Raw genomic sequence first — 7,860 nt, 5'->3', positions numbered from 1 at the left:
GAAACGTTAATAGAGCCAAACAACACCGCTCTACCAACTCCTTCTGGGCTTCGATCAACTGAAGCAACTCGCTGTCGAATTTCGCATAACTCTTTGTTTACCAAGGAGTTTTCCGTTTCGACTGCGCCGGAAGTGGGGCGAATTATAGACTTCCAGAATCTGCCGTCAACCCCTTTTCTTCACATTTCTGTCATATAGGCCAAAAAGCCCTCAGAAACGCAAAAGCCGGCCCCAAGGGGCCGGCTTTCTTCCTACCGAGCCTTAAAGACTAGGAAAGGCAAACTGCGACGCTTCATGGCTGGCCCGTTGCGGCCACCGCTGTGTAATCGCCTTGCGACGTGTGTAGAAGCGCACCCCATCCGGACCGTACGCATGCAAGTCGCCGAACAGCGATCGCTTCCAGCCACCAAAGCTGTGATAAGCCACCGGCACAGGCAGGGGAACGTTAACGCCGACCATGCCCACTTCGATCTCATCGCAGAACAAACGGGCCGCCTCACCGTCGCGGGTGAAGATACAAGTACCGTTACCGTATTCATGATCGTTGATCAGTTGCATCGCCGTTTCCAGGCTATCTACCCGCACCACGCACAACACCGGTCCGAAGATCTCTTCTTTATAGATACGCATCTCAGACGTCACACGATCAAACAAACTACCACCCAGGAAGAAGCCTTCTTCGTGCCCGGCAACACTCAAGCCGCGACCATCGACAACCAGCTCAGCACCGGCCGCCACACCGTCTTCTATATAACCACTGACTTTGTCACGTGCTTGGCCAGTCACCAACGGGCCCATATCCAGCCCGCAAGAAGTGCCCGCGCCAATTTTCAGCGCCTTGACCTGCGGCACCAGCTTGGCAATCAACGCATCCGCCACTTGGTCGCCCACGCACACAGCCACCGAAATCGCCATGCAACGCTCACCACAGGAACCATACGCCGCGCCCATCAAGGCACTCACCGCGTTATCCAGGTCGGCGTCCGGCATCAGTACCGCGTGGTTCTTCGCCCCACCCAGTGCCTGCACGCGCTTGCCACGCTTGGTCGCTTCGGAATAAATGTACTCGGCAATCGGCGTCGAGCCCACGAAACTCAGCGCTTTCACTTCCGGCGCCTCAATCAGCGCGTCCACCGCACCTTTGTCCCCGTGCACCACACTCAGCACGCCTTTAGGCAAACCGGCCTCTTGCAGCAATTGCGCGATCAACAGCGTCGAGCTCGGATCACGCTCCGATGGTTTCAGGATGAAGCAGTTACCGCAGACAATCGCCAACGGGTACATCCACAACGGCACCATCGCCGGGAAGTTGAAGGGCGTAATACCAGCAACCACGCCAAGCGGCTGGAAGTCCGACCAGGCATCAATGTTCGGTCCTACGTTACGACTGTACTCGCCCTTCAGAATCTCCGGTGCCGAGCACGCGTACTCAACGTTTTCGATCCCGCGCTTCAACTCACCGGCCGCGTCTTCCAGCGTCTTGCCATGCTCTTCGCTGATTAACTGCGAGATGCGTGCTTCGTTCTGCTCCAGCAACTGCTTGAAACGAAACATCACCTGGGCGCGCTTGGCCGGCGGGGTATTACGCCAGGCCGGGAACGCAGCCTTCGCAGAATCGATCGCTTGTTGAATGGTTTCACGGCTGGCCAACGGCACCTGGTGGATCACCTGGCCGGTCGACGGGTTATACACGTCGGCACTCCGGCCGCTGTCGTTGACCATCTCACCGTTGATCAAATGCTGGATAAGGCTCATGCAGGGCTCCTGAAAAATTGTTCTATATAGAAGGAGAAATCAGTCGATCTTGTTCAGCACTTCGCCGACCGCATCAAACAAGCGATCCAAGTCCTGCGGCTTGCTATTGAAGGTTGGCCCGAACTGCAGGGTGTCACCGCCAAAACGCACGTAGAAACCGGCCTTCCACAACGCCATGCCGGCCTCGAATGGACGCACGATGGCATCACCGTCACGCGGGGCAATCTGGATCGCACCGGCCAAGCCGTAGTTGCGAATATCGATCACGTTTTTGCTGCCCTTCAAACCGTGCAGCACATTCTCAAAGTGCGGTGCGACTTCGGCTACGCTCTGCACCAGGTTTTCCCTCTGCAGCAGGTCCAATGCCGCCAGGCCAGCTGCGCACGCCACAGGGTGCGCCGAGTAAGTGTAGCCGTGGGGGAATTCCACCGCGTACTCCGGCGTCGCCTGGTTCATGAAGGTCTGATAGATCTCGCTGCTGGCAATCACCGCGCCCATCGGGATCGCGCCGTTGGTGACTTGCTTGGCGATGCACATCAGGTCCGGCGTTACGCCGAAGCTGTCGGCACCGAACATCGAGCCGGTGCGGCCGAAACCGGTGATCACTTCGTCGAACACCAACAGGATGTTGTGTTGATCGCAGATCTCACGCAGACGCTTGAGATAACCCTGAGGCGGCACGAGCACGCCAGCAGAGCCGGCCATTGGCTCGACAAATACCGCGGCGATGTTCGACGCGTCGTGCAATTCAATCAACTTGAGCAATTCGTCGGCCAGCGCGATACCGCCCTGCTCCGGCATGCCACGGGAGAAGGCGTTGCTTGCCAGCAAGGTGTGCGGCAGATGGTCAACGTCCATCAAGCCCTGACCAAACAGCTTACGGTTACCGTTGACGCCGCCCAGGCTGGTGCCGGCGATGTTCACACCGTGATAACCACGGGCGCGACCGATCATCTTGGTCTTGGTGGCCTGACCTTTCAGGCGCCAGTACGCACGCACCATCTTCACCGCAGTGTCGGCGCACTCGGAGCCGGAGTTGGTGAAGAACACATGGTTGAGGTTACCAGGGGTCAAGTCCGTAATCTTTTCCGCCAGTTGGAACGACAACGGGTGACCGTACTGGAAGCCCGGCGAGTAGTCCAAAGTCCCCAGTTGCTTGGACACGGCGTCCTGGATTTCCTTGCGCGTATGCCCGGCGCCACAGGTCCATAGGCCCGACAGCGAGTCATACACCTTGCGGCCTTTGTCATCCGTCAACCAGCTGCCTTCAGCGGCCACGATCAGGCGCGGGTCACGCTGGAAGTTACGGTTGGCGGTGTAGGGCATCCAGTGCGCGTCCAGCTTCAGTTGGCTGGCCAAGGACGATGGGGCGTTTTCGGGCATGTTCATCAGCAAAACCTCGCAAGGCAGAAGGCAGCGTCGGGATTGAAACGCGTGGTTGCAGCTAAATTGCCATGGCGATAAAGTCGGTGAAATCCAACTCTTCTAACCTTCAGTCAGGCCTTTACTAAACTATGAGCAGCCGTCGACCCGATCCCCTGGCCCAAGTCAGCGACTTCGATATCCGCCTGCTGCGCATTTTTCGAAGTGTGGTGGAGTGCGGCGGCTTTTCAGCGGCAGAAACCGTGCTGGGCATAGGCCGTTCGGCCATCAGCCAGCAAATGAGCGATCTTGAGCAACGCCTCGGGTTAAGGCTGTGCCAACGCGGCCGCGCCGGTTTCTCCCTGACCGAAGAAGGCCGCGAGGTCTACCAGTCGGCCCTGCAACTCTTGAGTGCCCTGGAAAGCTTTCGCACCGAGGTCAACGGCCTGCACCAGCATCTGCGCGGCGAGCTGATCATCGGTCTCACCGACAACCTCGTCACACTGCCCCACATGCGCATCACCCACGCGCTCGCACAATTGAAGCAACGCGGCCCGGATGTGCAAATCCAGATCCGCATGATCGCCCCCAACGAAGTCGAACAAGGCGTGCTCGACGGTCGCCTGCATGTTGGCGTGGTGCCGCAGGCAAGCGCCCTGTCGGGATTGGAATATCAACCGCTGTACAGCGAGCGTTCGCTGCTCTACTGCGCGGTCGGCCACCCGTTGTTCTATGCCGACGACAAGCAATTGGACGACGCTCGCATCGATGACCAGGACGCCATCGCACCGACGTTCCGCCTGCCCGCCGAGATCCAGGCCCATTACCAGGCACTCAACTGCACCGCCAGCGCGTCCGACCGCGAAGGCATGGCGTTCCTGATCCTTACCGGACACTATATTGGCTACCTGCCCGATCACTACGCCAGCCTGTGGGTACAACAAGGACGACTGCGCCCGCTGAAACCGGCTACACGTTTTTACGATTTGAGCCTCGCATCGGTCACGCGCAAGGGCCGTCGCCCCCATTTGGTGCTGGAAAGCTTTCTGGAAAGTCTGGCAGCAACGCGCTAACGCGGGCCTCGAGCAAAAAGCTGAGCACTTGGACAGTTTTTTGCAAGCCCACCAGGACCTAGAACTGTCCGACTCGAGTTTACCCGCCATGCCACCAGAACCCTCCAGCCCCAGCGACCTCATCTATGGCCTCAATGACCGCCCGAAACCTGCTCCGGCCCTGCTCGCCGCACTGCAACATGTGCTGGCCGCCTTTGTCGGCATCATCACCCCGCCACTGATCATCGGCTCCACCCTGGGCCTCACCGCCCATTTGCCCTACTTGATCAGCATGGCCTTGATGGTCTCCGGTGTCGGCACCTTCATCCAGGCACGTAGGCCATTTGGCATCGGCGCTGGGATGATCTGCCTGCAAGGCACCAGCTTTGCGTTTCTCGGCGCGGTGTTGTCGGCGGGCTTTCTGGTGAAGCAACGTGGCGGCAGCCCGGAAGACATCATGGCGATGATCTTTGGCGTGTGCTTTTTCGGCGCCGTGGTGCAGATCGTGCTGAGCCGCTTTATCGGCCAACTGCGCCGAGTCATCACGCCGTTGGTGACAGGAATTGTCATCACGTTGATCGGCATCAGTTTGATCAAGGTCGGCATCACCGACCTTGGCGGTGGTTTCAACGCGCCGGACTTCGGCGCGCCTATCAACCTGGCGCTGGGCGTGTTCGTGGTGCTGACGATCATCCTGCTCAACCGCTCCAACACACCTTGGGTGCGCCTCTCGGCAATCATCATCGGCCTGGCCCTGGGTAGCCTGGCCGCCTGGTTCAGCGGCAAACTCGTGCCTCAAGCCCTGCCCGACCTGCCGCTGGTCAGCCTGCCTATTCCGTTTCGCTTTGGTTTCAACTTCGACTGGAGCGCTTTCCTGCCGATCGCGCTGATTTATCTGATCAGCAGCATCGAAACGGTCGGTGACCTCACCGCCAACTGCATGATCGCCCGCCAGCCCATCAGTGGTCCTTCTTATATAAGCCGACTCAAAGGTGGCGTACTCGGCGATGGCGTCAGTTGCATGATCGCCGCCACCTTCAGCGCCTTCCCCAATACCACATTCGCGCAGAACAACGGCGTGATTCAACTCACCGGCGTCGCCAGCCGATACGTCGGCTTGTATATCGGCGTGGTGCTGTTTTGCCTCGGGTTGTTTCCATTGATTGGCGCAGTTCTGCAGCAAATCCCCAAGCCGGTCTTGGGCGGCGCGACCCTGGTGATGTTCGGCAGCGTGGCCGCCGCCGGTGTGCGTATCCTTGCTCAGGCACCGCTGGACCGACGCAGCATGCTGATCATCGCCACCTCGTTTGGTGTCGGCCTGGGTATCGCCGCCCAACCGAACCTGCTGCACTTGATGCCAACGCTGGTGCAGAACCTGTTCGACTCCGCTATCACCAGCGGCGGCCTGACTGCCATTGCGCTGTGCCTACTATTACCGGAAGCCAAAGTCAGCAGCGCCACCGTAAACCACACACCGGAAAGAGACACGCTGGAACCACTTTGACGGTTTTATTGCATCAGGACTTGTCTGGGGCTTGAGGGTGGGTTATCTGTGCACACGTCGTCTCTATCGATCAGCACGGAAACCTCCATGAGCCTCGAAGTTCCTGCCCACAGCAACCAAGCCGGTAAACCCGCCAGCCGCATTCGGCAAAAGAACGAACAAGCGATTCTCCAGGCTGCTGAAGATGAGTTCGCGCGCCATGGCTACAAAGGCACCAGCATGAACACCATTGCTGCCAGTGCCGGGCTGCCAAAGGCCAACCTGCATTACTACTTCACCAACAAGCTGGGCCTGTACATCGCGGTGCTCAGCAACATCCTCGAATTGTGGGACAGCACCTTCAACTCGCTGACCGCCGAGGATGACCCGGCCGTAGCCCTCGCCCGCTATATTCGCACCAAGATGGAGTTCTCGCGGCGCCAACCCCAGGCCTCGCGGATCTTCGCCATGGAGATCATCAGCGGTGGCGAATGCCTCACCGAATATTTCAGCCAGGACTACCGCGCGTGGTTCAGTGGCCGCGCGGCGGTGTTCCAAGCCTGGATCGACGCCGGCAAGATGGACCCCATCGACCCCGTGCACCTGATCTTCCTGCTGTGGGGCAGCACCCAGCACTACGCCGATTTCGCCACCCAGATATGCCGCGTCACCGGTCGCGCCAAGCTGACCAAGCAGGACATGGAAGACGCCGGCACCAACCTGATCCACATCATTCTCAAGGGCTGTGGCATCAAGCCCGTCCAATAAACGAAGCGACTTATGTCTTTTACGCTCACCGGCCTTTGCGAGTTTCGCGAAGAAATACGCAAAAGCCGCTTCATCACCCTCGCCGCGCCGATTACCAGCGCGCAAGACGCCCAGGCGTTTTTCGAACAGCACAGCGACCTGAACGCCACGCACAATTGCTGGGCCTGGAAACTGGCCGACCAGTACCGCAGCAATGACGACGGAGAACCCGGCGGCACAGCCGGGCGGCCGATCCTGGCGGCCATCGAGGCACAGGGTTTTGATCAGGTCGCGGTGCTGGTGATTCGCTGGTACGGCGGCATCCAATTGGGCACCGGCGGGCTCGCGCGTGCGTACGGCGGTGGCGCGAATAAATGCCTGCAGAATGCCGAACGCATCGAATTGATCAGCCGTGTGCCCTTAAGTTGCGCTTGCGGGTTCGCCGAACTCAACCTGGTGAAACTGCGCGTGGCTGAACTGGGCGGGCTGGTGGTGGAAGAAACCTTCACCGCCAACGGCGTCGAACTACAGCTGGCTGTGGGCGAAGCGCATATCGACACCCTGCAAATTCAACTGGCCGACCTCAGCCGTGGGCGTATCCTGCTACAACGCTGAACGCCCTGAACCGCAACGCTAAAGGAAGCTTTTCATGCCTACGCCAAAAACCGCATTGATCATCGGCGCATCGCGCGGGCTGGGCCTTGGCCTGGTCAAGCAACTGATCCAGGACGGCTGGGATGTGATCGCCACCGTGCGTGATCCGAGCAACGCCGATGCGCTGAAAGCCCTCGGCCCAACGCAGATCGAAAAACTCGACATGGACGATCAACAAGCCGTGATCGCCCTCAGCCAGCGCCTCAAGGAGCACACCTTCGACCTGCTGTTCGTCAACGCCGGCGTCAAGGGCCCCGCCAATCAAGAACCCGGCCACGCCACCCTGGCCGAAGTCGGTCAACTGTTTTTCACCAATGCCGTGGCGCCAATTAACCTGGCCCAGCGCTTTGTCGGGCAGATCCGCAAGGACAGCGGCGTAATGGCCTTCATGAGTTCGGTACTGGGCAGCGTGACCATCCCCGACGGTTCGGACCTGGCGCTGTATAAGGCCAGCAAGGCGGCGCTCAACTCTATGACCAACAGCTTTGTCACCCAACTGGGTGACCCTAAACTGACGGTGTTGTCGCTGCATCCAGGCTGGGTGAAGACCGATATGGGCGGCGAAAATGCGCACATCGATGTCGACACCAGCGTGCGCGGCCTGGTGGACCAAGTGAACGCCTACACCGGTAAAGGCGGCCATCACTTCATCGATTACAAAGGCGACACCATCGCCTGGTAAATACCCACCCACTGTGGGAGCGGGCTTGCCCGCGATGATCTCGTGGGCACCGCGCTCCTACAGATAGACCCGAACATAGACTACAAGTAAACTCTGCCACTCGCCTTCACTGGCGACCCTGGATC

7 protein-coding genes are annotated in these 7,860 nt (G+C 59.3%); 5 read left to right on the top strand and 2 right to left on the bottom strand.

Going from position 1 to position 7,860, the window contains the following annotated elements:
* Positions 1 to 261: 261 nt before the first annotated feature.
* Both AACY52_RS15965 and AACY52_RS15960 read right to left on the bottom strand, forming a co-directional pair.
* Positions 262 to 1,755 (bottom strand): CoA-acylating methylmalonate-semialdehyde dehydrogenase, encoded by a 1,494-nt coding sequence (locus AACY52_RS15965; protein WP_339435839.1) that lies wholly within the window; start codon positions 1,753 to 1,755, stop codon positions 262 to 264.
* Between the two features lie 39 nt (positions 1,756 to 1,794).
* Positions 1,795 to 3,144: an aspartate aminotransferase family protein gene (locus AACY52_RS15960; RefSeq protein ID WP_339415820.1), complete on the bottom strand. Its 1,350-nt coding sequence runs from the start codon at positions 3,142 to 3,144 to the stop codon at positions 1,795 to 1,797.
* Between the two features lie 125 nt (positions 3,145 to 3,269).
* Here AACY52_RS15960 and AACY52_RS15955 point away from each other — a divergent pair, with 125 nt between their 5' ends.
* The 5 genes from AACY52_RS15955 (at position 3,270) to AACY52_RS15935 (ending at position 7,735) form a co-directional block, all read left to right on the top strand.
* A complete protein-coding gene (locus AACY52_RS15955) occupies positions 3,270 to 4,190 on the top strand; it encodes a LysR family transcriptional regulator (protein WP_339415818.1) in 921 nt (306 codons plus the stop codon).
* A gap of 88 nt (positions 4,191 to 4,278) precedes the next feature.
* On the top strand, positions 4,279 to 5,673 hold the full coding sequence (locus tag AACY52_RS15950) for a nucleobase:cation symporter-2 family protein (protein WP_339493281.1): 1,395 nt from the start codon (positions 4,279 to 4,281) through the stop codon (positions 5,671 to 5,673).
* An 87-nt stretch (positions 5,674 to 5,760) separates the two neighbouring features.
* Positions 5,761 to 6,420, top strand: a complete 660-nt coding sequence (locus AACY52_RS15945; RefSeq protein WP_339415816.1) for a TetR/AcrR family transcriptional regulator — start codon at positions 5,761 to 5,763, stop codon at positions 6,418 to 6,420.
* Positions 6,421 to 6,432: 12 nt separating this feature from the next.
* Entirely contained in the window at positions 6,433 to 7,014 is a 582-nt protein-coding gene (locus tag AACY52_RS15940; RefSeq protein WP_339415815.1) for a YigZ family protein, read from the top strand.
* 34 nt (positions 7,015 to 7,048) lie between these two features.
* Positions 7,049 to 7,735, top strand: a complete 687-nt coding sequence (locus AACY52_RS15935) for an SDR family oxidoreductase (protein WP_339427212.1) — start codon at positions 7,049 to 7,051, stop codon at positions 7,733 to 7,735.
* The last annotated feature ends 125 nt before the right edge of the window (positions 7,736 to 7,860 follow it).

The sequence above is a fragment of the Pseudomonas sp. EA_65y_Pfl1_P113 genome (assembly GCF_963970525.1).
GTDB lineage: Bacteria > Pseudomonadota > Gammaproteobacteria > Pseudomonadales > Pseudomonadaceae > Aquipseudomonas > Aquipseudomonas tritici.
This window is presented reverse-complemented; position numbering and strand designations above follow the sequence as displayed.

Bases quoted from the DNA above. Each gene is read 5' to 3' on its own strand.
- AACY52_RS15950 (WP_339493281.1), top strand. From the start codon at position 4,279: ATGCCACCAGAACCCTCCAGCCCCAGCGACCTCATCTATGGCCTCAAT.
- AACY52_RS15965 (WP_339435839.1), bottom strand. From the start codon at position 1,755: ATGAGCCTTATCCAGCATTTGATCAACGGTGAGATGGTCAACGACAGC.
- AACY52_RS15955 (WP_339415818.1), top strand. From the start codon at position 3,270: ATGAGCAGCCGTCGACCCGATCCCCTGGCCCAAGTCAGCGACTTCGAT.
- AACY52_RS15940 (WP_339415815.1), top strand. From the start codon at position 6,433: ATGTCTTTTACGCTCACCGGCCTTTGCGAGTTTCGCGAAGAAATACGC.
- AACY52_RS15935 (WP_339427212.1), top strand. From the start codon at position 7,049: ATGCCTACGCCAAAAACCGCATTGATCATCGGCGCATCGCGCGGGCTG.
- AACY52_RS15960 (WP_339415820.1), bottom strand. From the start codon at position 3,144: ATGAACATGCCCGAAAACGCCCCATCGTCCTTGGCCAGCCAACTGAAG.
- AACY52_RS15945 (WP_339415816.1), top strand. From the start codon at position 5,761: ATGAGCCTCGAAGTTCCTGCCCACAGCAACCAAGCCGGTAAACCCGCC.